The 21521-nt window shown below is 35.2% G+C and carries 26 protein-coding genes and 1 other annotated feature; of the genes, 3 read left to right on the plus strand and 23 right to left on the minus strand.

What is annotated here, in order from left to right; genetic code table 11:
* Window positions 1-98: 98 nt before the first annotated feature.
* The 22 genes from yajC to SPD45_RS11285 form a co-directional block, all read right to left on the minus strand.
* Window positions 99-356 (minus strand): preprotein translocase subunit YajC, encoded by a 258-nt coding sequence (gene yajC / locus SPD45_RS11185; protein WP_336267846.1) that lies wholly within the window; start codon window positions 354-356, stop codon window positions 99-101.
* Window positions 357-370: 14 nt separating this feature from the next.
* Window positions 371-1507 (minus strand): tRNA guanosine(34) transglycosylase Tgt, encoded by a 1137-nt coding sequence (gene tgt / locus SPD45_RS11190; RefSeq protein WP_336267847.1) that lies wholly within the window; start codon window positions 1505-1507, stop codon window positions 371-373.
* 2 nt (window positions 1508-1509) lie between these two features.
* Window positions 1510-2568 (minus strand): tRNA preQ1(34) S-adenosylmethionine ribosyltransferase-isomerase QueA, encoded by a 1059-nt coding sequence (queA, locus tag SPD45_RS11195; protein WP_336267848.1) that lies wholly within the window; start codon window positions 2566-2568, stop codon window positions 1510-1512.
* 11 nt (window positions 2569-2579) lie between these two features.
* A complete protein-coding gene (locus tag SPD45_RS11200) occupies window positions 2580-2777 on the minus strand; it encodes a DUF2905 domain-containing protein (protein ID WP_336267895.1) in 198 nt (65 codons plus the stop codon).
* A gap of 5 nt (window positions 2778-2782) precedes the next feature.
* Window positions 2783-3775 (minus strand): Holliday junction branch migration DNA helicase RuvB, encoded by a 993-nt coding sequence (gene ruvB, locus SPD45_RS11205; protein WP_336267849.1) that lies wholly within the window; start codon window positions 3773-3775, stop codon window positions 2783-2785.
* Between the two features lie 24 nt (window positions 3776-3799).
* A complete protein-coding gene (gene ruvA / locus SPD45_RS11210) occupies window positions 3800-4396 on the minus strand; it encodes a Holliday junction branch migration protein RuvA (RefSeq protein WP_336267850.1) in 597 nt (198 codons plus the stop codon).
* A gap of 27 nt (window positions 4397-4423) precedes the next feature.
* Window positions 4424-5155: a YebC/PmpR family DNA-binding transcriptional regulator gene (locus SPD45_RS11215; protein WP_336267851.1), complete on the minus strand. Its 732-nt coding sequence runs from the start codon at window positions 5153-5155 to the stop codon at window positions 4424-4426.
* A gap of 78 nt (window positions 5156-5233) precedes the next feature.
* Window positions 5234-5974, minus strand: coding sequence for an NAD(+) synthase (gene nadE, locus SPD45_RS11220; RefSeq protein WP_336267852.1), 741 nt, complete (start codon window positions 5972-5974; stop codon window positions 5234-5236).
* A gap of 140 nt (window positions 5975-6114) precedes the next feature.
* Window positions 6115-6795, minus strand: a complete 681-nt coding sequence (gene safA / locus SPD45_RS11225; RefSeq protein ID WP_336267853.1) for a SafA/ExsA family spore coat assembly protein — start codon at window positions 6793-6795, stop codon at window positions 6115-6117.
* Window positions 6796-6949: 154 nt separating this feature from the next.
* Window positions 6950-7819, minus strand: a complete 870-nt coding sequence (pheA, locus tag SPD45_RS11230; protein WP_336267854.1) for a prephenate dehydratase — start codon at window positions 7817-7819, stop codon at window positions 6950-6952.
* Window positions 7820-7918: 99 nt separating this feature from the next.
* Window positions 7919-9190, minus strand: a complete 1272-nt coding sequence (gene obgE, locus SPD45_RS11235) for a GTPase ObgE (protein ID WP_336267855.1) — start codon at window positions 9188-9190, stop codon at window positions 7919-7921.
* Window positions 9191-9315: 125 nt separating this feature from the next.
* Window positions 9316-9606, minus strand: coding sequence for a 50S ribosomal protein L27 (gene rpmA / locus SPD45_RS11240; protein WP_336267856.1), 291 nt, complete (start codon window positions 9604-9606; stop codon window positions 9316-9318).
* A 13-nt stretch (window positions 9607-9619) separates the two neighbouring features.
* The gene (locus SPD45_RS11245; protein ID WP_336267857.1) at window positions 9620-9949 is read right to left on the minus strand and encodes a ribosomal-processing cysteine protease Prp; all 330 of its coding nucleotides are present in this window, start codon (window positions 9947-9949) and stop codon (window positions 9620-9622) included.
* An 11-nt stretch (window positions 9950-9960) separates the two neighbouring features.
* On the minus strand, window positions 9961-10269 hold the full coding sequence (gene rplU / locus SPD45_RS11250) for a 50S ribosomal protein L21 (RefSeq protein WP_336267858.1): 309 nt from the start codon (window positions 10267-10269) through the stop codon (window positions 9961-9963).
* 14 nt (window positions 10270-10283) lie between these two features.
* Window positions 10284-10358, minus strand: a sequence feature (ribosomal protein L21 leader region).
* Window positions 10359-10417: 59 nt separating this feature from the next.
* Entirely contained in the window at window positions 10418-11251 is an 834-nt protein-coding gene (locus SPD45_RS11255) for a site-2 protease family protein (protein ID WP_336267859.1), read from the minus strand.
* Window positions 11235-11978 carry a M23 family metallopeptidase gene (locus tag SPD45_RS11260; RefSeq protein WP_336267860.1) on the minus strand — a complete coding sequence of 248 codons (744 nt, stop codon included), beginning with the start codon at window positions 11976-11978 and terminating at the stop codon, window positions 11235-11237. The genes SPD45_RS11255 and SPD45_RS11260 overlap by 17 nt, the downstream gene beginning before the upstream one ends.
* A gap of 342 nt (window positions 11979-12320) precedes the next feature.
* Window positions 12321-12494: a transposase gene (locus SPD45_RS14430; protein ID WP_442962021.1), complete on the minus strand. Its 174-nt coding sequence runs from the start codon at window positions 12492-12494 to the stop codon at window positions 12321-12323.
* A gap of 791 nt (window positions 12495-13285) precedes the next feature.
* The gene (minD, locus tag SPD45_RS11265) at window positions 13286-14083 is read right to left on the minus strand and encodes a septum site-determining protein MinD (protein ID WP_336267861.1); all 798 of its coding nucleotides are present in this window, start codon (window positions 14081-14083) and stop codon (window positions 13286-13288) included.
* Window positions 14076-14765, minus strand: a complete 690-nt coding sequence (gene minC / locus SPD45_RS11270) for a septum site-determining protein MinC (RefSeq protein WP_336267862.1) — start codon at window positions 14763-14765, stop codon at window positions 14076-14078. The genes minD and minC overlap by 8 nt, the downstream gene beginning before the upstream one ends.
* A 30-nt stretch (window positions 14766-14795) precedes the next feature.
* A complete protein-coding gene (gene mreD / locus SPD45_RS11275; RefSeq protein WP_336267863.1) occupies window positions 14796-15329 on the minus strand; it encodes a rod shape-determining protein MreD in 534 nt (177 codons plus the stop codon).
* Complete coding sequence (gene mreC / locus SPD45_RS11280; RefSeq protein ID WP_336267864.1) at window positions 15330-16205, minus strand: rod shape-determining protein MreC; 876 nt, start codon at window positions 16203-16205, stop codon at window positions 15330-15332. It abuts the gene before it with no gap.
* A 12-nt stretch (window positions 16206-16217) separates the two neighbouring features.
* Window positions 16218-17252, minus strand: coding sequence for a rod shape-determining protein (locus SPD45_RS11285; RefSeq protein WP_336267866.1), 1035 nt, complete (start codon window positions 17250-17252; stop codon window positions 16218-16220).
* Between the two features lie 536 nt (window positions 17253-17788).
* On the opposite strand from SPD45_RS11285, the gene SPD45_RS11290 reads away from it, so the two are divergent.
* From SPD45_RS11290 to SPD45_RS11300, 3 genes are all read left to right on the plus strand, one after another.
* On the plus strand, window positions 17789-18802 hold the full coding sequence (locus SPD45_RS11290) for a TRAP transporter substrate-binding protein (protein ID WP_336267867.1): 1014 nt from the start codon (window positions 17789-17791) through the stop codon (window positions 18800-18802).
* 72 nt (window positions 18803-18874) lie between these two features.
* The gene (locus SPD45_RS11295) at window positions 18875-19360 is read left to right on the plus strand and encodes a TRAP transporter small permease (RefSeq protein ID WP_336267868.1); all 486 of its coding nucleotides are present in this window, start codon (window positions 18875-18877) and stop codon (window positions 19358-19360) included.
* Complete coding sequence (locus tag SPD45_RS11300) at window positions 19360-20622, plus strand: TRAP transporter large permease (protein WP_336267869.1); 1263 nt, start codon at window positions 19360-19362, stop codon at window positions 20620-20622. The genes SPD45_RS11295 and SPD45_RS11300 overlap by 1 nt, the downstream gene beginning before the upstream one ends.
* 72 nt (window positions 20623-20694) lie before the next feature.
* Here the strand turns inward: SPD45_RS11300 and radC are convergent, their stop codons facing one another.
* A complete protein-coding gene (gene radC / locus SPD45_RS11305; RefSeq protein ID WP_336267870.1) occupies window positions 20695-21387 on the minus strand; it encodes a RadC family protein in 693 nt (230 codons plus the stop codon).
* Between the last annotated feature and the right edge of the window lie 134 nt (window positions 21388-21521).

The raw sequence follows: 21521 nt of genomic DNA on the forward strand, positions 1-21521 counted from the left end.
AACGAAGAACAACTTTTATTAGCTGAGTATAAGTATGGACACAAAAAAACATTTCATCTATTTTCGATGAAATGTTTTTTATTTCGATGTATGTAAAATTAGTCTACTTTTACTTCACGAATGGCTGCACGATCAAATGTTAATCGAGCATCATTTGATTTAATGATAACTTTTCCTTCATCAATTGCATCGATGACACCGTGTAATCCACCGATCGTAACGATTGAATCGCCTTTTTGTAAATTATCTTGCATCTCTCTTACTTGTTTCTGTCGCTTCTGTTGTGGACGAATTAATAAGAAATAAAAGATAACAAACATTAAAATAATTGGTGATAGTGATATTAATGTATCCATTATAACCCTCCTTCCTAAAAGTTTTTCGGTTGATCTTTGTTGAACCCATATTGTTCAAAAAAGATTTCTTTAAATGTTCCAAGTCGGTCCTCTCGAATAGCATCTCTGACTTGCTCCATTAATTTTAACAGAAAATAAAGGTTATGATAAGTAGTAAGTCTAAATCCGAATATTTCATTCGTATTAATTAGATGACGAATATATGCTCGGGAATAATTTTTACATGTGTAACAATCACAATTTTCGTCAATTGGAGAAAAATCACGCGCATATTTAGCATTACGAACGACTAAACGTCCATTTGACGTCATACAAGTACCATTTCGTGCTATTCTCGTCGGCAAAACACAATCAAACATATCAATTCCACGTAACGCACCGTCAATTAATGAGTCAGGTGAACCAACACCCATTAAATAACGTGGTTTATCGGAAGGCATAAATGGCACTGTTTCTTCTAACACTTGATTCATAATATGTTTTGGTTCTCCAACAGATAACCCTCCAATTGCATAACCTGGAAAGTCAAGGGATATTAAATCTTCTGCACTACGTTTACGAAGATCTGCATATTCTCCACCTTGGATAATACCAAATAACCCTTGATCGTGTGGACGCTTATGTGCCTCTAAACAACGTTCTGCCCAACGGGATGTACGTGCAACAGATTTTTCCATATATTCATATGTCGCAGGATATGGAGGACATTCATCTAACACCATCATAATATCCGGTCCGAGATCATTTTGTACTTGCATCGCCTTTTCAGGAGAAAAAAATAGCTTTTCTCCACTTAAATGATGGCGAAAATGAACACCTTCTTCCTGTATATCACGAATTTTACTTAAACTAAATACTTGAAATCCACCAGAATCTGTTAAAATTGGTCTATCCCAATTCATAAATCGGTGTAGACCACCTGCTTCTTTTACGATATCTTCCCCAGGACGTAACCATAAATGATACGTATTGGAAAGAATAATTTGTGCATCCATCTGTTTTAATTCTTCTGGACTCATTGTTTTTACTGTTGCTAACGTTCCTACTGGCATAAACATCGGAGTATCAAACGTACCATGTGGTGTATGAACTTTACCAAGTCTAGCACCTGTTTGTTTACACGTTTTAATTAATTCATACGTAATTGCCATTTTTATTTGTCATCCTTTTTATCTTTTTCACTTGGCAAAATAAACATTGCATCTCCAAAACTAAAGAAACGATATGCATGTTGGATTGCCTCTTCATATGCTTTAAAAATCAACTCTTTTCCTGCTAAGGCACTAATTAATAATAAAAGTGTTGATTTTGGCAAATGGAAATTCGTTATTAACCCATCTATTGCTTTATACGTATATGGTGGGTAAATATAAATGTTCGTCCATCCTGTCTCTTCGACAAATTTTCCATCATGTGCATTTGCAATCGTTTCTAACACTCTCGTTGATGTCGTGCCCACCGAAATGATTCGTCCATTAGTTGCTTTAACATGATTTAATGTTTCAGCTGCTTCTTTAGACATATGATAATATTCACTATGCATATCATGTTCTTCAATTTCATGAACTGTAACTGGACGGAAAGTTCCTAAACCGACATGTAGTGTGACATAAACGATATGGATTCCTTTTGCCTTTATTTCTTCTAACAATTCTTTTGTAAAATGTAAACCAGCTGTCGGTGCCGCCGCAGACCCTTCTTCCTTTGCATACACCGTTTGATAACGATCATCATCTTGTAACTGTTCTTTTATATATGGTGGTAAAGGCATTTCTCCTAATTCGTTTAATATTTCGAGAAAGATTCCTTCATACGTAAGACGTAATACTCGAGCCCCTTCTTCTTTTTCCTCGACACAAGTTGCAACAAGTTTTCCATCACCAAAGGAAATCTTTGTACCAACCTTTACCTTACGAGCTGGTTTTACGAGTGCTTCCCATTCATTGTTTTCATTTTCATGTAATAGTAGCACCTCGATTTTAGCAAATGTTTCTTCCTTCACACCAAATAATCGAACAGGAATTACTTTGGAGTTGTTTAATACTAAACAATCTCCACTTTTCAAGTAATTCGTCACATGTTTAAAATGATCATGTACAATTTCTCCTGTATCTTTATGTAACACAAGAAATCTTGATGATGTGCGATCCTTTAGTGGTGTTTGTGCAATTAAATGTTCTGGTAAATGATAATTATATGATTCAATATCCATATTTTTAACTCCTATTTAAAACGTGAAATGATAGCGAACAATAACGATAAAATAATCGATACGACGATAGATGTCATAATTGGAAAATGGAAAGATACATTGCCTTTTTTAAACGATATATCTCCTGGTAATTTTCCAATCCATGTCCAAAGAACACCAATAACAATAAAGACGATCCCTATTAAAATAAACATTTTTCCGAATTGCATCGATTTCACCTTTTTAATCCAAAATGTTCATATGCTTTTTCGGTAGCAATACGCCCTCTCGGAGTTCGTTGAATAAAACCGATTTGTAATAAGTAAGGTTCGTATACTTCCTCAATCGTTTGTGGCTCTTCACCAATTGTTGCTGCAATTGTATCTAAACCGACAGGACCACCTTGGAAATCCTGTATAATACCTTGTAAAAATTTATGGTCGATATGATCGAGTCCGACATCGTCCACTTGTAGCATTTTTAGTGCTTTTTTTGTTGTTTTTAACGAAATTTCCTCTTCCCCACTTACTTGCGAAATATCTCGGATACGTTTTAGTAAACGATTTGCAATTCGTGGAGTCCCACGAGAACGTCCAGCTATTTCTAATGCCGCTTCCTTTTCAATAGGCATTTGGAAAATAGATGCGGTTCGTTCAATAATTTCACATAAGTCATCCCGTTCGTAGTACTCTAATCGACTTAATACACCAAAACGGTCACGTAAAGGTGCTGTTAAAAGCCCTGCACGTGTCGTTGCTCCTATTAATGTAAATGGTGGTAAATCAATACGAACAGACCTAGCACTTGGCCCTTGACCAATGACAATATCTAAAAAGTAATCTTCCATTGCTGGATATAATACTTCTTCAATTGCACGTGGGATGCGATGCACCTCATCGATAAATAATACATCTCCTGGTTCAAGAGAAGACAAAATCGCGGCTAAATCGCCTGATCGTTCTATTGCTGGCCCTGATGTCGCACGAAATTGTACACCCATTTCATTGGCAATGATAGCAGCTAACGTTGTTTTTCCAAGTCCTGGTGGTCCATATAATAATACGTGGTCTAATGCTTCTTCACGCATTTTTGCCGCTTGAATAAATATATCTAAATTTTCTTTTACTTTATGCTGACCTATATATTCAGCTAGCATTGTAGGACGTAATGATAATTCTACTAGTTTGTCATCTTCATTTTGTTCCCCAGTTACAATACGGTCTTCCATCACGATCCCCTTTCCTAGCTTACATTAATTTTTCACAAATAATGCTAATGCTTTTCGAATAAGTTCATCTGTTTCTGTTATGTTTTCTTTTTTCAGTTGTGACATAACATGGTTAACTTCCTTATCCGTATATCCTAAGGCTTTCAATGCTTCCTTCGCTTCTGAGATGTGAGTAGATGATGTATGTGAGACGGTCGTTGTCGTTTCTTCTAAAGAGAATACGGCTGTTAATTTGCCTTTTAAATCTAAAATAATTTGTCTAGCTGTCTTCTTTCCGACACCAGGAAATTTCGTTAAATACTTTTCATCTTCCTGTTCAATCGCTGCAATAAATTCATCTACATCTGCATTCCCTAAAATAGCAACAGCACTTTTAGGACCAATACCCGAAACAGAAATTAATTTAGTAAATAAATATTTTTCCTCTTCATCTTTAAATCCATACAAAGTTTGATTATCTTCTCGTACATGATGATACGTAAAAATAAATAGTTCCTTTTGTAAAGAATTTTGATAAATGAATGGATTTGGACATACAATTTCATAGCCGATGCCACCTACATCAACGATAATCGATTCATCTAATATAAACGTTAATTGTCCTTTAATATAAGCAATCATGAAATTCCCCTTTATACGAGCAAGTCATCATTCAGTTTCTTCTAAATTGTGATGCACATCTTGCACATCTTCATTTTCTTCTAACATGTCAATCATTTGCATCATTTTCTCTTTAGCATCACCATCTAATGCAGTATATGTTTGTGGAATAAGTGTAATTTCCGCTTCTTCAATATCGTATCCTGCTTCACGTAAATGGTCATTTACTTCTTGGAATGCATCCGGTGTCGTATAAATTTCATATACACCTTCTTCGACTTCGATATCTTCTGCCCCTGCATCAATTGCTTCCAAAGTTAATTCGTCTTCATCTATTTTTTCTTCTTTGTCTACAATAACAATATACCCTTTACGATCAAACATAAATGATACGCAACCCGTTTCTCCTAAGTTACCACCATTTTTACTAAACGCATGTCGTACTTCTGATGCTGTACGGTTTCGGTTATCCGTTAATGCATGTACAATGACAGCAGTTCCATTCGGTCCGTACCCTTCATATGTTACTTCTTCAAAGTTTGCCCCATCTAGCATACCTGTAGCTTTTTTAACCGCACGATCAATATTATCATTTGGCATATTATCTGCCTTCGCCTTTTCAATTGCCGTACGAAGTGATGGGTTCATTTCAGGATCTCCACCACCCATTTTTGCTGCTGTATATATTAATTTTGCATGACGCATAAATATTTTTCCACGTTTTGCGTCTTGTGCACCTTTTCTTCTCTGAATATTATGCCATTTTGAATGTCCAGCCATGTTCCTGTCCCCTTTCTCACTTGGACTAAAATCCTTTTTCAGTATAGCAAAATTATGCTAGTAAAGAAAGAATGTACCTTATTTCAGACGTAATTGTGTTGCAATATTACGTTTATGTTCTGTACGTGCGTGTAATTGTTCAATAACTTCTTTGTCTTTTTCAGGTATTTCTTCCCCCTTTAAATAAGCATCAATATATGCATATGTTGTCCCCATTTCTTCTTCATCGGTTTGTCCCACCCAAAGGTCTGCACTCGGATTTTTCTCAATGACTTCCACAGGTACATGTAAAAAGTGTGCAAGTTCACGAACTTCTTGTTTTGTTAGATCTACAATTGGTTGTAAATCGACTCCACCATCTCCGTATTTCGTGAAATACCCTGTAAACCATTCAGCCATATTATCTGTTCCGACGACTAAGTAATTGTAATTATTTGCAATGGTATACAATGTACTCATTCGTAAACGAGCACGTAAGTTTGCATCTGCAATTCGAGCATTCTTTTCATGCCACTCACTAACACGATTAACTTCCTGTTGAATCGTTTCGATCATTAAGGCATGTGTCGCCGTTAAGTCTACATTCATGGATGTAATATGACATGCTTGTACAACTGCTTCCGCATCTTTTAAATCTGTCGGGTTGCTATTAATTGGCATTATGACACCAAGTGAGTCATTCGGGAATGCACGTTTAATTAAGTTTGCGATTACCGCCGAATCTAGTCCACCACTAACACCGACAATTAATCCATTCGCATTTGCTTGTTTTACTTGATTTTGTAACCATACCTTGATTTTTTCAACTATTTGTTCCATCTACCTCATCCTTTAATATATTCGTATAGAAGAAAAGGGATAAACATATAATTTCTATCCCTTTTCCTACATTAAATATGCATACTATTATGTTATATTATACACATAATGCAAGGTATCTTGAATTATTACAGTTTATATTACGTCAAACGATGGTGTCCACCTTCATGAAAATACGTATCATTTCTAAATGATTCGAATTGCCCTGTATTATCTCTTTGCATGTTATTTGGGATTGGATCTCTTTGAAACTCTCTATGTTCCATTTGTGGATGATTGTTTATATTACTTTTTATTTCATTTAAATTTTCTTTATGATGTTTACAACAGCAACAATAATAAACAATTGTATCCGGTCTTCTTTCATGAAAATCGGTTTGTCTTGTCTGGTTCGGCCTAACCATCTGGTTTTCTACTTGATTTGGCATTTGCATCTGAGATCTTCGGTTGTCATCTTGTTCGGTAACTCGTGGTGATACAACTCGTGGTTCACCTAAATGTCTATTTTGCGGCACATTTGACTGAAGCTCGTTTTCCCTTTCCATCGAGCGCGGTCTTTGTCGTTCATCATGTTCTACATCTTGCATCGGTCGAAAATTCTCATTTTGACTCTCACGTCTTTCATCTTTTTTCAACCTTTTTTGGTGTTCGTTTGGATGAATTGGCATTCTTTTAGAAGGAATTTGAATTTTCATTCCTGGAAACATCATCTCAGGATCGGCAATTTGTGGATTTGCTTGTATTAACGTATCTAAATCTACCCCATACTGTTTAGAAAGTTGATATAATGTATCACCTTTTTGGACGATATGAATTTGCATGAACATTCTCCTTTGTCTCATAGTCTATAACAACGTATGCAAAAATCATGTCCTACGTGCCCAAAACTACTTATCTCACTATTTTTTCCATGAAAAAACGTCCATAGTCATATAGCACGATGAAAGTGCCTATATGCATATGGACGTTACATAGTTATATAGTTGGAACTGATGTTTTAAAATGATATACAGGATATGTTCCTAATACTGTAACTTTACAATCTAAAGCTGTTAACTCTCCTATGACCCCAGGAAACAACGCATCATCATAAGGTTCGTCAACATCAATTAAGAAAAAGTAATTTCCTAAACCTGTTTTCATCGGGCGTGATTCAATTTTGGATAAGTTCATTTTTCTCCAAGCAAATGCAGATAACACTTGATGTAATACTCCCGCACGGTCTTCAGGTAAAGTTACTAAAATACTCGTTCTCTCTAGCTTTTTTTCATAGTTAATATTCATTCCTGTTTCATCTTTCGTTAAAACGATAAAACGTGTATGGTTATTCGGGAAATCATGAATATTTTCCTTTAACACTGTTAAATCATATTCTTTTGCAGCGAGTAAATTTCCAATGGCTGCAATTGGACGACCATTTTCACTTACCAATTCAGCAGCACTTGCTGTTGAATTCGTATAATGAATGGATGCATTTTTTAAGTTTTTATGGATGAATTGTTGACATTGCGCAATTGCATGACGATGTGAGTGTACTTCTTCAATATCATTTAAACTGCAATCAAAACTTTTATGAACAAGTAAATTTTGTTCGATAGGTACAACTAACTCTGCTACGATTGGTAAGCGGACTTGATGTACTAAATAATCAATCGATAAATGTACAGTTCCTTCAATCGCATTTTCAATCGGTACGACACCGATGTCGATTTCTCCTTCATTTACTGCATCAATGACTTGTGGAATAGTTTTAAAAGCAACCTTTTCATCCCCATTAAATGCTAAGTCCACCGCTATTTTTGTAAATGTTCCTCTAGGTCCTAAATATCCAATTTTCCCTGTCAATTCACTTCGCTCCGTTCTATTTTCCAATATTCATAAAGTTGTATCTATTTTCTAAATATTTACACATATAATATACATACTTTAACAAAAGGAATAGAACTAATCAATAAATTCAAATTCAAAGTCTAATAATCTAACCGTATCTCCATCTTGAGCCCCACGTTTTCGTAACTCGTTGTCCACACCCATATGGCGTATCTGTCTTGCAAACCGTTTTACACCTTCATCTGTCGTAAAGTCTGTCATCTTAAATAATTTTTCAATTTCATTTCCTTGTAATACAAAGGCACCATCATCATCACGACTTACTGTGAAAGGTTTTTCTTGTGGTTTCGGCTCAATGACAACTGTATCTTCTATTACCGCCGTATGTTTCGGTATTGTATCTAACGTATCGGCAATTTTATATAATAAGACATCTAATCCTTTCCTTGTAAAAGATGAAATGGGAATGACATCGATATCAGCGCCAATTTTTTCTCTAAATTCTGCTAAATTTTCCTCAGCTTCTGGCATATCCATTTTATTCGCTACAATGATTTGTTTTTTCTCCATTAATACGTCATCATATTGTTTTAACTCTTCATTAATTTTTACATAATCATCATACGGATTACGGCCTTCCATACTTGCCATATCAATTAAATGAACAATCAATCTCGTACGTTCTACATGTCGTAAAAATTGATGACCTAAGCCAACACCTTCATGTGCTCCCTCAATTAGTCCTGGTAAATCAGCCATAACAAAACTACGACCATCTTCTGTATCCACAACGCCTAAGTTAGGAGACAGTGTCGTAAAATGATAATCAGCAATTTTTGGACGTGCAGCACTGACGACAGATAATAATGTAGATTTTCCAACACTTGGAAAACCAACAAGCCCAACATCCGCAATCACTTTTAACTCGACTCGGATATTACGTTCTTCTCCAGGTTCACCATTTTCAGAAAGTGTCGGAGCAGGGTTTTTCGATGTGGCAAAACGAATATTTCCACGACCTCCACGACCACCTTTCACAATCACAGCTCGTTGTCCGTGTTCTGTTAAATCTGCTAACAATTCATTCGTATCTTCATCATATACAACCGTTCCTGGTGGAACCGGAACGACTAAAGCTTCTGTATTTCTTCCATGTTTACTTTTACTCATACCATTTTCGCCACGATCTGCTTTGAAATGACGATTATAACGAAAATCTATTAACGTATTAATTCCTTCATCTACTTCGAAAATGACGTCCCCGCCATTTCCTCCGTCTCCTCCAGCTGGTCCACCTTTTGGTACATATTTTTCACGACGGAAAGCAGCCATCCCGTTCCCACCGTCACCAGCTTTTACATAGACGGATACTTGATCGATAAACATATGTTTCACCTCATTATATTCTCTTTCTTGCCATGTCTTGTACAAAGTATACCAAATTGTCTAATGGATGATAATAATATCAAAGAAAAAACTCCAATCTAAATTGATTGGAGTTTTTATATCATTTACGCTTCAACAGATTCAGGATATACGCTAACTTTTTTACGGTCACGTCCGTAACGTTCGAAACGTACAACCCCGTCTACTTTAGCGAATAAAGTATCGTCTTTTCCGCGTCCAACGTTTTCACCCGGATAGATTTTCGTGCCACGCTGACGGTATAAGATTGATCCGCCTGTAACAAACTGACCGTCTGCACGTTTAGCACCTAAACGTTTAGCTTCAGAGTCACGTCCGTTACGAGTAGAACCCGCTCCTTTTTTCTGTGCGAAAAACTGTAAATCTAATGTTAACATGTAAGGCACCCCCTTACTCTATTGTAATTTTTATAAATTCACCGTATTGTCGTTCTATCGTTTTTAAAGATTCGATCATTGCTTCTAATATAATATTCGCCTTTTCTAATCGTTCTCCAGTTAAAGAATTTGGTAATTCGACGTATAAATAACCGCCTTCTCCAGCCTGATCAACAATTAACTCCGTTTCACATAAAGCCGTTACCGCATTTACGGAGCCAAAGGAAACGGCCGACACAGCAGCACATACTAAATCGTAACCGTATGGTCCACTATTCGCATGACCACTTATTTCAAATGCATGAATCGTATCATTATATTTTGATATTACAACTTTTATCATACTTAAAATCCTTAAGCGTTAATTTTTTGCACTACTAATTTCGTGTATGGTTGACGATGACCTTGTTTACGGCTGTAGTTTTTCTTAGGCTTATATTTGAAAACAGTAATCTTCTTTTGACGACCTTGTTTTTCAACTTTTGCCTCAACTGTAGCTCCTTCTACATATGGAGCACCTACTTTAACATCATCTCCACCAACGAATAATACTTTGTCAAATGTAACTGTTTCTTCTACGTCAGCATCAACTTTCTCAACGTAAATTACTTCACCTTCAGCTACTTTAACTTGTTTACCACCAGTTTCAATAATTGCGTACATTCTCTTGCACCTCCTATTAGACTAAGACTCGCCATGCAGGTACTTTCTTATAAAAGTTTAAAACCTGATCTGTGCGGTTGTAGCAATGGTGCTACAAATACATAACATAAAGATAATAGCATATTTCTTTTATACTTGTCAACAACAATCATCGCTTAATTTTTAGCCATTGATAGATGGTCATATGATATCCTCTAGAATCAAAAAAAGCATCCCTAATTTCACGTTCCCCTACAATCGTTTCATCTATTATATGAAATTGCGTTTGTTTTTCTTTATACAAATTTTTAATTAGTTTTTTTATATGATCCTCTCGTTGACAATATATTACTTTTCTTCGCTCATTTATCCTTTTTTTCTGCATCAGAAAACGTAAAAATTGAAAGTGTCTTTCCCGAAATATACGAACATTTTCAAGGAACAGAAATATAGTAAGTAAAAGAACTGTTAAATGAAAATTGTACATATAGTAATACATTACATATAAGAAGGCAAGTAGAAATAGTGAAAATATAACGATGAGTTGATAGGAAAAGTAGTACGGTAATTTCTTTAAAACTAAATAAAATAACATTCTTCCCCCATCTAACGGCATGATAGGTAATAAATTAAATACACATAATAGAAGATTAAAATAATGAATTTCTAACAGGAGTGATGCGGGTACAATTGGAAATAAAGCTACTATGTTTAAAAAGAGAAATATAAATGCATGTTGAATTGGTCCCGCAATTGTAACGATCATACATTCATTTATCGGCCGATTCATCCATTCCGTCGTCTCCATCACACCACCAAAAAAATGAAAGGAAACAGTTGGAATGTCCCATTTATAATATTTCGCAGCAATAACATGTCCTAATTCATGTATACATACAATCATACTAACAATAAAAAATTGTACAAACATCCCGGTAAAAATACTAATTATGAAAAGAAATATAAAAACTGGATGAATGGAAATATTACGGGCTATCGTCAACTTGAATTACCTCTAAAGGATCCATATATGTATTATTTTTTTCCATTTGTACATATACTTCTTTTGCTTTACTTGCTTTGCCAATCCTATCCCCTGCTTCAACGGTTTCATAAATGTGCACATCAACATCTTTTAACTGTCCATATGTCGTTGTACTATTATTGGCATGTTGAACGACAATTGTTTTACCATAGTCTTTATCATTTCCAGCAAAAATAATAACCCCACGTTGCATGGCATTTACGTTTTCCTCGTTTGTCGCAAGCACAGTCATTCCTTGTCCATTAGTTGAAAAGGTTTCAATCACTTCATTTTCTGTTAAAAAGTCCCCTGACTCTGTTCCATCCTTCATCTGTTTCGTTGGGATGATAGCGAGTGGACTCCCAAAATTCGATACATACCATTCATTTACTTTTGCAAATGGAAATTCTTCTTTCATCCCATTATGTACAAACTGTGCAACTGGTTGAAAAAACTGAATATTCGTCTGTAACAAAAACACACTTAATAAAAACAGTGTCAATGCACCAACGAACGATCGAAATAACCGTTGACGGCGAAACATATGCTTGTTTGCTATCGGTGTAACATCCACATTGCCATCATAAGATTCTTCTAACGTTGGGAAAATTGGCATCGGTTTCTGTTCTACTCGTTGCACTTGTACACGTCGCATCCCTTTTCGCTTTTTTATTCCTCTTCGAATTTCTTTAATTCGCTTGTCCATACCGTTTCATCCTTTACCTAATTTGTTATCTTACTATATGCAAACGGATAGACTCATATGAATTTAAAAAGTATGGTGTTAACTATGGAATGTTTTGGCTCCTTGTCAAATAGTGTTGGTGATCCTCTTAAAGTCATTTAATATGTAATTGTGTGGAACCAATAAGAATAGCGTGAATATGTCACTTCGGAAATGTACTCCGCTTTCCGCGTGCGGCTGCTAAGCCAAGCTCAGGCTTTGCCTTCCCTTGTCTTATCTAGGCCTTTTTTCACGCAGGAGTCTACGTACATTTCCTACGTTTCATCTGGTTGTTTTCATGCTAGTTTCCTCTTCCTTTGTAGCTTAAACTGCAGGGGAGGAGGATTTTTTACTTTGTATGAATGATCTCCATTTAAAGTGTAAAATGATTCTCTTTTTAAAATTATGAAAATATCGATATCCATATGCAACGCGATTCCATACCTTTATTTTGTTATTAATCCCTTCGATACGACCATTATTGTATAAATACATCAAGCTATGCTTGAGATACGATATATGTTTTTCACTGTCTTAATGCTTGTCTTCATATAATGAAAGTATAACGATTGGTCAACGGTATTTAGTGTATACGACAACGCTGTAAAATCCTTCTCCTTTACACATTCCAATAATGTTTGATATAAATGATAATGCATTTTTAAATCCTCATCATAATCCAATAATTCATTGATCACACTTGCCTCGAAGCGTTGGCCAAATAACGGGTAATATTTATAATCCGTGATGTTTTCGTCCCATTTTTGTAGATCGTGTAATCCTCGTTTTAACTCCACAACAATCGTAATATGCTGGTGTATATGTCAATTTAGCTGTAAAGAACTTAGCCATTCTTCCCTGATGTGACCTTAATTCTACAGCATTTTTTTCGGTTTCGATGTTCTTATTATGTATATCAAGCAGTAATTTTATATTATTAGAATGAGACAAGTGATTTCCCTTCTGGATTTGGTTTTCGACGACTTTCATTCTAAAGGGAAATTCACTTGTTTTCTATTTTTATGCATAAAAAAGGTGCCAGTGATTTTTTTGCACCAACACCAAATATTGTAGAGCCAATATTTTTTACTATATGTTAATTGCTCAGACAAAATTGGTAAATTTTTAATAAACTAAAGTTCTTTGCTCGTTTTCTAATAGATAATGGAACGTATGGATTTCCTCTATCAACACCATATGAAGAAGCTCAAAAAAGGAGTCCCAGTAAAAATTACTGAAACTCCTTTTCGCTTAATCGCTTTTGTCCAAGCCTCGCCATACATATAATATTATGACTTAAAGCCAAATAAACTTTTCATTTTTTGGAACATCCCTTTGTTCTCCTCCAATGTTTGAAGGGGAACAGATTCTCCTAAAATACGACGTGCAATATTACGATATGCAATCGAAGCCTTATTGTCATTTTTTAATGCGACGGGTTCTCCTTCATTTGATGCTTTTATTACATCATCACTATCAATGACAATCCCTAACAAATCGATCGATAATACTTGAATAACATCATCAATATCTAGCATATCGCCATCTTTCATCATATGATTGCGGATACGATTAATAATTAATTGTGGTCGTTCCATTTCACGTTGTTCAATTAAGCCAATAATACGATCAGCATCTCGCACACTTGATTTTTCAGGCGTAGTGACAACAATGGCTTTATCTGCACCAGCAATAGCATTTTTAAATCCTTGCTCAATCCCAGCTGGACAGTCAATAATAATGTAATCATAATCTTGTTTTAATTCCGCAATAATTTTTAACATACCTTCTTCTGTAACAGCAGATTTATCACTCGTTTGTGCTGCTGGTAACAATGAAAGATGTGAAAAGCGTTTATCTTGAATTAACGCTTGTTGTAGACGACATCTTTCTTCAATGACATCTACAATATCGTAAATAATTCTATTTTCAAGCCCCATAATGACATCCAAATTACGTAAACCGATATCTGTATCAATGAGACACACTTTTTTATCCATCAACGCAAGGGCAGTTCCAACGTTTGCGGTTGTCGTCGACTTTCCGACCCCACCCTTTCCAGATGTAATAACGATCGCTTCACCCATCATACATTCCCCCTTTTAATTTACGTAATTTTCTCTGTACGTAAGGTAATACTTGTAAGCGGTCAATTACAATTTTTTCATTTTCTTTGTCCAAATAGCCGCACTCCATATAGACCCCTTCCGTCTCGTAATCTGGGGCACGACTTATGTATTGTGATATGCGCAATTGATTTGGATTCATATAAGAGGCCGCAATGACAGCTTCATCATTCCCCTTTGTTCCTGCATGTGCAATTCCATGCAATTTTCCTAATATGTAAATATCTCCTGTTGCACGAACTTCACCGCCCGGATTCACATCTCCAATCAAAAGTAAGTCACCTTCGATATCGAGAACCTGACCGGAGCGAACGATTTGCGATATCGATTTTAAAGAATGTTCTTCAAACCATTGTTTTGCTTTTTCACGGCTAATAACCTTGGAGTCAAATTTTTCTATAAAGAAATGGTTGTCCTTTTCAACCATTTCACGTAACTGCTTTTTTTGTTCAGGTGAAACATGACGATATCCCAATTGCAATGTCACATTTGCAGCTTTTTCCTGTTGATCTGTATGAGGAACAGATGCTAATACTTCTTCTAGTTGAAGAATAACGTCTTGGTAACTCTCTTCATCATTAATATGAAAAATTAACCCATCTTTTGTTCCTTTAATTGAAATAATTTGATTGTCATTTTGCATTCGTTTCACCCCATTAAGCAACTTTCCATATTATGAAACCCGTTGTAATTCTTCATCACTCCATCTTACTAAACGTTTAGAAAAAATGAAATAAACTAACAAAAAGAACAGAAGATTTGCTACTACTGTTGGAAGGAGTCGATGTGTCATAAAAAACATAAATGATAAATCAATTGTCCCGACAAAGCTATATACAATATAAATTTGGATTTCTACTAGACTTATAGTAACCATTGCAATAATACACGATACAAGAAAATTCGTTATAAATAGTCGTTTTAACATTTGTGCTATATACACAGATACTGCATACACGAACATGTACACACCTAATATATCTGCATATACGATATCAATTAATATACCAAAAACAATACTATATGCTACTGCATAAAATGTATGGCTTTTGTCAAAGAAAATAGCGACAACGATTAGAAACATAAATAACCAATGAGGTACAATTAATATTTCCGTTTCTAATAAACGTAAAGGTAATAAATCAATTGCAATACCTTCAATTACAAGCAAACCAAATAAAATGAGTACTAATACAAGACGCTTCATTTACTTATCACCTGAATTTTCTGTGTCATCGTCTGTATCTAATGCTCGATCTATCACAATTACTTGATTAATATCGTAAATATTTGCACTCGGTTCTAAGTATACTTTTGTTGTTAAACCATACGGGTCTGCTTCAATCTCCTTAATCGTACCAATTGGAAGGCCTGATGGATATTGGCCACCTAACGAGGAAGAAACAACTAATTCTTCTTCTTTTACCTTTTTACCAGATTGTTCCATAATGCGAAAAACAAGTGCTTCTTTTTCCTTGTCATACCCTTCAATTAACCCAAAAATATTATCTTTTCCTTTACGTGAAATCGTAGCGGAAATACGATTTAACTGATCAAAACCAGTAATAAGTTGTACTGTCGCATGCATATTAGATACAGATGTAACTTTTCCAATCATACCATCTACTGTCATAACCGCCATGTTCGTTTCCACACCATGCTTTGTCCCACGATTAATAGTAATTTGTTCTAACCAACGTTCAGGCGAACGGGAAATTACTGTTGCTAAAATTGGTTCAAAATCTCGTGGCGAATCGACAATGTCCAATGTTTTGCGTAATTCCTCATTTTCTTTATCCAATTCATTTACTTCATATACTAATGTTTTATATTCTGCTAATTTTTCTTTTAATACTTTGTTCTCTTCATATGTTATTTTAATATCTCCAATACTATGGTACATATCGATGAAGAAGTTCGCTGGTTGACTAATAATGTTTTGCATCCAACCAACTGAATCGACAATCACCTTCTCAGGGCCTGATAAATTATCTCTTTTTGTTAAAGAATAGCCAACTAATACTACGAGTAAGATGATTCCAATTAATAATATAAATAAAGATTTCCTACGAAAAAAAGACATGCATACACCTACTTATTCAATCGTTGTACGTGATGCTACATTCGGATTATCACGGAAATGTTGAATGTATTCTAATGATTTCCCTGTTCCTATCGCAACACATTCTAACGGATTATCCGCGATAAATACTGGTATGTCCGTTTCATCACTAATTACTTTATCAATTTCATTTAATAGTGCGCCTCCACCTGTTAAAACAATTCCACGATTCATAATATCGGCAGATAATTCCGGTGGTGTTTTTTCTAAAGTCGTTTTTACCGCATGAACAATTTTTTCTACGCTCTCTTTTAATGCATCTACAATTTCATCTTGAGAAATAGTAATTGTTTCCGGTAAACCATTCAATAAATTACGACCACGAATAGCCATTGTAACATTGCTATCTGCGCCTCTTGCAGATCCTACTTCTACTTTAATCTCTTCTGCAGTTCTTTCACCGATCATTAAATTATATTTTTTTCGGATATAAATCGTAATAGCTTCATCTAAATTGTTTCCCGCAACACGAATGGATTTAGCTGTTACAATTCCACCTAAAGAAATAACTGCTACTTCTGTCGTACCTCCACCAATGTCAACAACCATACTTCCTGTTGGTTCCCATACGGGTAAATCAGCTCCAATAGCTGCCGCAAATGGTTCTGCAATTGGATATGCTTCTTTTGCCCCTGCTAATTTTGTTGCGTCAATAACTGCTCGTTCTTCTACCTTCGTAATACCTGAAGGCACACAAACGACAACATTTGATTTCGCGCCAAAGCTTGATCGCTTTTCATTCGCACGTTTCATATAATATTTCATCATTGCCGCAGTCGTGTCATAGTCAGCAATAACTCCATCTTTCATCGGACGAACAACCGTGATATTACCAGGAGTTCTCCCAATCATATCTCTTGCTTCATTTCCTACTGCAACAATTTGATTCGTGTCATTGTTTACAGCTACTACAGACGGTTCACTAACGACAACTCCTTTTCCCTTTATACATACTAACGTATTTGCTGTACCTAAATCTATTCCTAAATCTTGTGATAATCCAAACATGAAAAAACCTCTCTTTTATCCAAATAATTTGTCAATTCCTAGTTGATGATTCATAAACTTACCTTTTTTATAATATAACCAAACAATTCACAAAATAACATCTTGCATTAATCATCATTCTTTATTATACGAAAAATAATAAAAAAATGATAGGGATACTATTTTTCATTTTCATAAAAAATGACAGTTTTTCGCTATTTTTTGTCATCAAAATGTAACCTTCTATTCATTATAATATAAAACAGTCGAAAAAGTTATCCGTATATTTTGAAGTGCCATTATTTTTAGAATTGACAGATAAATGGATTGTCAGTATAATTTCATTCATACATCGAAAGGTTAGAAACATATATGATTCGGTTTTTAGAGAAATGAAAAGGAGATATTTTTCGTTTCCATAAAAATACATAGATAAAAACGAACGTTTTATAGGCATAATTTATTCATTATCCGTAAATTTTCATGAAAAACATATTCTTTTCTATCTAAAGACATGAATTCATCCCTTTCTAACTTTTATAAAAGGGGGATTTTTTATGAGAAAAAATTTATTCATCTTATGTTTGCTAGCATTGTCTCTTCTTCTAGCAGCTTGTGGCGGGGATTCAGATGAAGCAAACGCAACAAATGATGGGGACACCATTACAATTAAAGTAGGTACCATTTCACCACCAGAGCATTCATACACAAAAGGTATTGAACTTTTTGCAGAAAAAGTGGAAGAAAAAACGGATGGTCGCGTGAAATTTGATATGTTTTTAGACGGCCAACTAGGTGGAGAACGTGAAATTATCGAACAAGTGCAATTAGGTTCTATCGACTTAACTGTCGCAACAGGTGGAGTTGTTGGAAGCTTCGTGCCAGAACTTTCTGTCCTAGAAATGCCGTTTTTATTCAAAGATGTAGAAGAAGCATATAAGATTTTAGATGGTGAAATTGGTGATCAATTAGTAGAAAAAATTGACGCACAAGGCTTTAAAACATTCGGTATATGGGAAAACGGCATGCGTCACCTTGTTAACAACAAGAAAACAATTAAATCACCAGAAGATACAAAAGGAATGAAAATGCGTACGATGGAAAATGACCTTTACTTAGAAACATATCGTGCATTAGGTACAGACCCAACTCCAATCGCCTTTCCTGAAACATACACTTCATTAGAACAAGGTGTCGTAGACGGTCAAGATTTATCACTAGGTGTTATGGTAACAACTAAAATGTATGAAGTACAAGATTACTTCACTGATACAGGTATTTATTATGCAGCAGCTCCAATGTTTATGAATCAAGATAAATTTGAGTCTTTACCGGAGGATGTTCAAGAAATTTTCATTGAAGTAGGTGAAGAAGTAACACAGGAACAACGTCAAATTAACCAAGACATGGAAACAGAACAACTTGAATACTTAGAAGAACAAGGTGTTGAAATCTACGTACCAACAGAAAAAGAAATGGAAGCATTTAGAGAAACAGTTCTACCAGTCTATGATAAATTAAGTGACCAGTTTGACGGCATGGTGGAAGATATTCAAAATGAATTAAAATAATAGATTGATCATCATATGTTCATCCAGTACTAACATACTGTGATGAACATATTTTTCAAGTGAGGTGTTTTTATGTGGTCAAAGATAGTAACAAACATCAATAAAATAACTGAATTATTAACGAGTTCATTTCTCGTCATTATGGTCGCCATTATTTTTATGCAAATAGTTTCGAGAGTCCTTATTCAAAGTTCTTTCCCCTGGACAGAAGAACTTGCACGTTTTTTAATGATTTGGGTAACATTTTTAGGTGCTGCATTTTCTTTTCAACATGGTGCACATATAGGCATTAGTATGTTAACGGATAAACTTCCTAATAAATTGAATAGTATCGTTCAATTATGTATCGGCATTTTATGTACCGCTTTATTTCTAGTTTTACTTGTGAAAGGAATTGAATTAGTAGGAAAATCGGGAAATCAAACATCCCCTGCCATGAGCATTCCAATGAATTATGTATATTTAATTATTCCGATTAGCGCCGTACTGTTAATTATGAATGTCATTGATGTTTCCATCAAACAATGTATTAAAAATTGGAAGGGAGAAAGTGTATAATGGCCATTTTATTATTCGTTATTTTTCTATTATTAATTATTATTAATGTGCCAATCGCTATTGCACTTGCTCTTTCTTCCATCATCATCATGGCAATCATTGGTGAAATCCCTCTTATTATGTTGCCACAAAAAATGTTTGCTGCATTAGACTCATTCCCATTGATGGCGGCTCCATTTTTTATTTTAGCTGGGAAATTAATGGAAATCGGTGGAATTAGTGAAAGACTCGTTAATTTCGCGAACAGTCTTGTCGGGCAATTAAAAGGTGGTTTGGCCCACGTATCGATCGTAGCATGTATGTTTTTTGCTGCCATTTCCGGTTCTGGTTCTGCTACTACCGCAGCGATTGGTGGAATTATGATTCCTGCCATGGTAAAAGCCGGATATGATCGTAATTTCGCAACGGCTGTTCAAGCTGCAGGTGGAACGACAGGTATTATTATCCCTCCAAGTGTTCCTCTTGTACTTTATGGTGTTTCAGCCGGCGTTTCTGTAAGTAGTTTATTTATTGCTGGTATATTACCTGGACTTTTAATTGGATTATCTTTAATGTTCGTCGCATATTTTATTTCTAAAAAGAACAATTATGGTTCTAAAGTGGAACGTATCAGCTTGTTCAAAACATTTAAGGAAGCAATTCTAGCTTTACTTATGCCTGCAATAATTTTAGGTGGAATATATGGAGGACTTTTTACTCCAACTGAGGCATCTGTTGTTGCGGTTGTGTATGGTTTTATTATCGGAACATTCGTTTATAAACAAATTAACTTTAAAACATTACATAAAATTTTAGTTGAATCAGTTGTAACAACTTCTGTTATTTTATTCATTATTGCAGCTGCATCGATCTTTGGAATGTTGTTAACGCGTGAACAAGTGCCACAAACGATTGCAGGTACGTTAATGGACGCTAACATCTCACCACTTGTTACATTACTACTGATTAATTTATTATTATTAGTAGTTGGTACATTTATGGAAGCCATTGCGGCAATTGTCATTTTAACCCCTATCTTACTTCCAGTTGTCGAAGCAATTGGAATTGATCCTATTCACTTTGGGATTATTATGACAGCTAACTTAGCGATTGGTTTAATTACCCCACCTGTTGGTGTCTCCTTGTTCGTCGGCGCCCGGGTTGGAAATACAAAGTTTGAGCCATTAGTAAAAGCGATTATTCCATTTATCATTATGATGGTCGTTTCAGTTATAATTATTACATTTGTACCGCAATTATCGATGATGTTTATCGATAAATAAGATATACAACAAACTTGGGACAATATGCATGATAAAACGAATGTCCCAAGTTTCTTTATGCACATAAATCTATTATAAATACCCTTTTTCTTTTAAAGAGGTAAAGTTCCCTTTTCCGATAACGAGATGATCGAGCATTTCAATCCCCATAATTTTCCCGGCTTCCACTAACCTTCTAGTTACATGTATATCTTCTTGAGAAGGTGTCGGATCCCCAGATGGATGGTTATGTACACAGATGATAGAAGCAGCCGCCCGTTTTACTGCTTCTCGAAAGATCTCCCGTGGATGTACAATCGATGAATTCAAGCTCCCTATAAAAATTGTCTGCTTATGTACAATTTGATTTTTCGTGTTTAAAAATAATACGACGAGGTGTTCTTGTTTTAAATGTTGCATATCTTCCATTACAAAATTCGCCCCGTCTTTTGGAGAACGAATAATATATGCTTCATCTGGTTTATATCGTTTTATTCTTTTTCCCAATTCGATTGCAGCTAATATATTGACCCCTCTTGCAATACCGACCCCTTTTATTGCTGTTAATTCTTCGATCGTTGCTTCTGATAATAATTTAATCCCTTCAAAATGCATAATGATGCGAGTGGCTAAATCTAATACAGACTCCTTCCTCGTTCCACTTCCGACTAAAATAGCAATCAATTCCTGATTCGATAACTGTTCTGCCCCATATTTTAATAAACGCTCACGAGGCCTTTCATCTTTCGGTACATCTTTCATTTTAACAACAATGTTATTCCCCATATATTCCCTCCTATTCTTCGTACAAATATTGTACTGTGGAAAGAATATTTTGACGAATTGACAAAATCGCGTTTTAAGCCTCATATTCGTATCTGTTTTTGCAAAATCCCCCTGGGAAAATAGCATTTTATCCT

The sequence above is a fragment of the Pseudogracilibacillus sp. SO10305 genome, assembly GCF_037072005.1.
In the GTDB taxonomy this organism is placed as follows: domain Bacteria; phylum Bacillota; class Bacilli; order Bacillales; family Amphibacillaceae; genus Pseudogracilibacillus; species Pseudogracilibacillus intestinigallinarum.

Bases quoted from the DNA above. Each gene is read 5' to 3' on its own strand.
- yajC (WP_336267846.1), bottom strand. From the start codon at position 356: ATGGATACATTAATATCACTATCACCAATTATTTTAATGTTTGTTATC.
- tgt (WP_336267847.1), bottom strand. From the start codon at position 1,507: ATGGCAATTACGTATGAATTAATTAAAACGTGTAAACAAACAGGTGCT.
- queA (WP_336267848.1), bottom strand. From the start codon at position 2,568: ATGGATATTGAATCATATAATTATCATTTACCAGAACATTTAATTGCA.
- SPD45_RS11200 (WP_336267895.1), bottom strand. From the start codon at position 2,777: ATGCAATTCGGAAAAATGTTTATTTTAATAGGGATCGTCTTTATTGTT.
- ruvB (WP_336267849.1), bottom strand. From the start codon at position 3,775: ATGGAAGACCGTATTGTAACTGGGGAACAAAATGAAGATGACAAACTA.
- ruvA (WP_336267850.1), bottom strand. From the start codon at position 4,396: ATGATTGCTTATATTAAAGGACAATTAACGTTTATATTAGATGAATCG.
- SPD45_RS11215 (WP_336267851.1), bottom strand. From the start codon at position 5,155: ATGGCTGGACATTCAAAATGGCATAATATTCAGAGAAGAAAAGGTGCA.
- nadE (WP_336267852.1), bottom strand. From the start codon at position 5,974: ATGGAACAAATAGTTGAAAAAATCAAGGTATGGTTACAAAATCAAGTA.
- safA (WP_336267853.1), bottom strand. From the start codon at position 6,795: ATGCAAATTCATATCGTCCAAAAAGGTGATACATTATATCAACTTTCT.
- obgE (WP_336267855.1), bottom strand. From the start codon at position 9,190: ATGTTTATCGATCAAGTATCCGTCTATGTAAAAGCTGGTGACGGTGGG.
- rpmA (WP_336267856.1), bottom strand. From the start codon at position 9,606: ATGTTAACATTAGATTTACAGTTTTTCGCACAGAAAAAAGGAGCGGGT.
- SPD45_RS11245 (WP_336267857.1), bottom strand. From the start codon at position 9,949: ATGATAAAAGTTGTAATATCAAAATATAATGATACGATTCATGCATTT.
- rplU (WP_336267858.1), bottom strand. From the start codon at position 10,269: ATGTACGCAATTATTGAAACTGGTGGTAAACAAGTTAAAGTAGCTGAA.
- SPD45_RS11260 (WP_336267860.1), bottom strand. From the start codon at position 11,978: ATGGACAAGCGAATTAAAGAAATTCGAAGAGGAATAAAAAAGCGAAAA.
- minD (WP_336267861.1), bottom strand. From the start codon at position 14,083: ATGGGTGAAGCGATCGTTATTACATCTGGAAAGGGTGGGGTCGGAAAG.
- minC (WP_336267862.1), bottom strand. From the start codon at position 14,765: ATGCAAAATGACAATCAAATTATTTCAATTAAAGGAACAAAAGATGGG.
- mreD (WP_336267863.1), bottom strand. From the start codon at position 15,329: ATGAAGCGTCTTGTATTAGTACTCATTTTATTTGGTTTGCTTGTAATT.
- mreC (WP_336267864.1), bottom strand. From the start codon at position 16,205: ATGTCTTTTTTTCGTAGGAAATCTTTATTTATATTATTAATTGGAATC.
- SPD45_RS11285 (WP_336267866.1), bottom strand. From the start codon at position 17,252: ATGTTTGGATTATCACAAGATTTAGGAATAGATTTAGGTACAGCAAAT.
- SPD45_RS11290 (WP_336267867.1), top strand. From the start codon at position 17,789: ATGAGAAAAAATTTATTCATCTTATGTTTGCTAGCATTGTCTCTTCTT.
- SPD45_RS11295 (WP_336267868.1), top strand. From the start codon at position 18,875: ATGTGGTCAAAGATAGTAACAAACATCAATAAAATAACTGAATTATTA.
- SPD45_RS11300 (WP_336267869.1), top strand. From the start codon at position 19,360: ATGGCCATTTTATTATTCGTTATTTTTCTATTATTAATTATTATTAAT.
- radC (WP_336267870.1), bottom strand. From the start codon at position 21,387: ATGGGGAATAACATTGTTGTTAAAATGAAAGATGTACCGAAAGATGAA.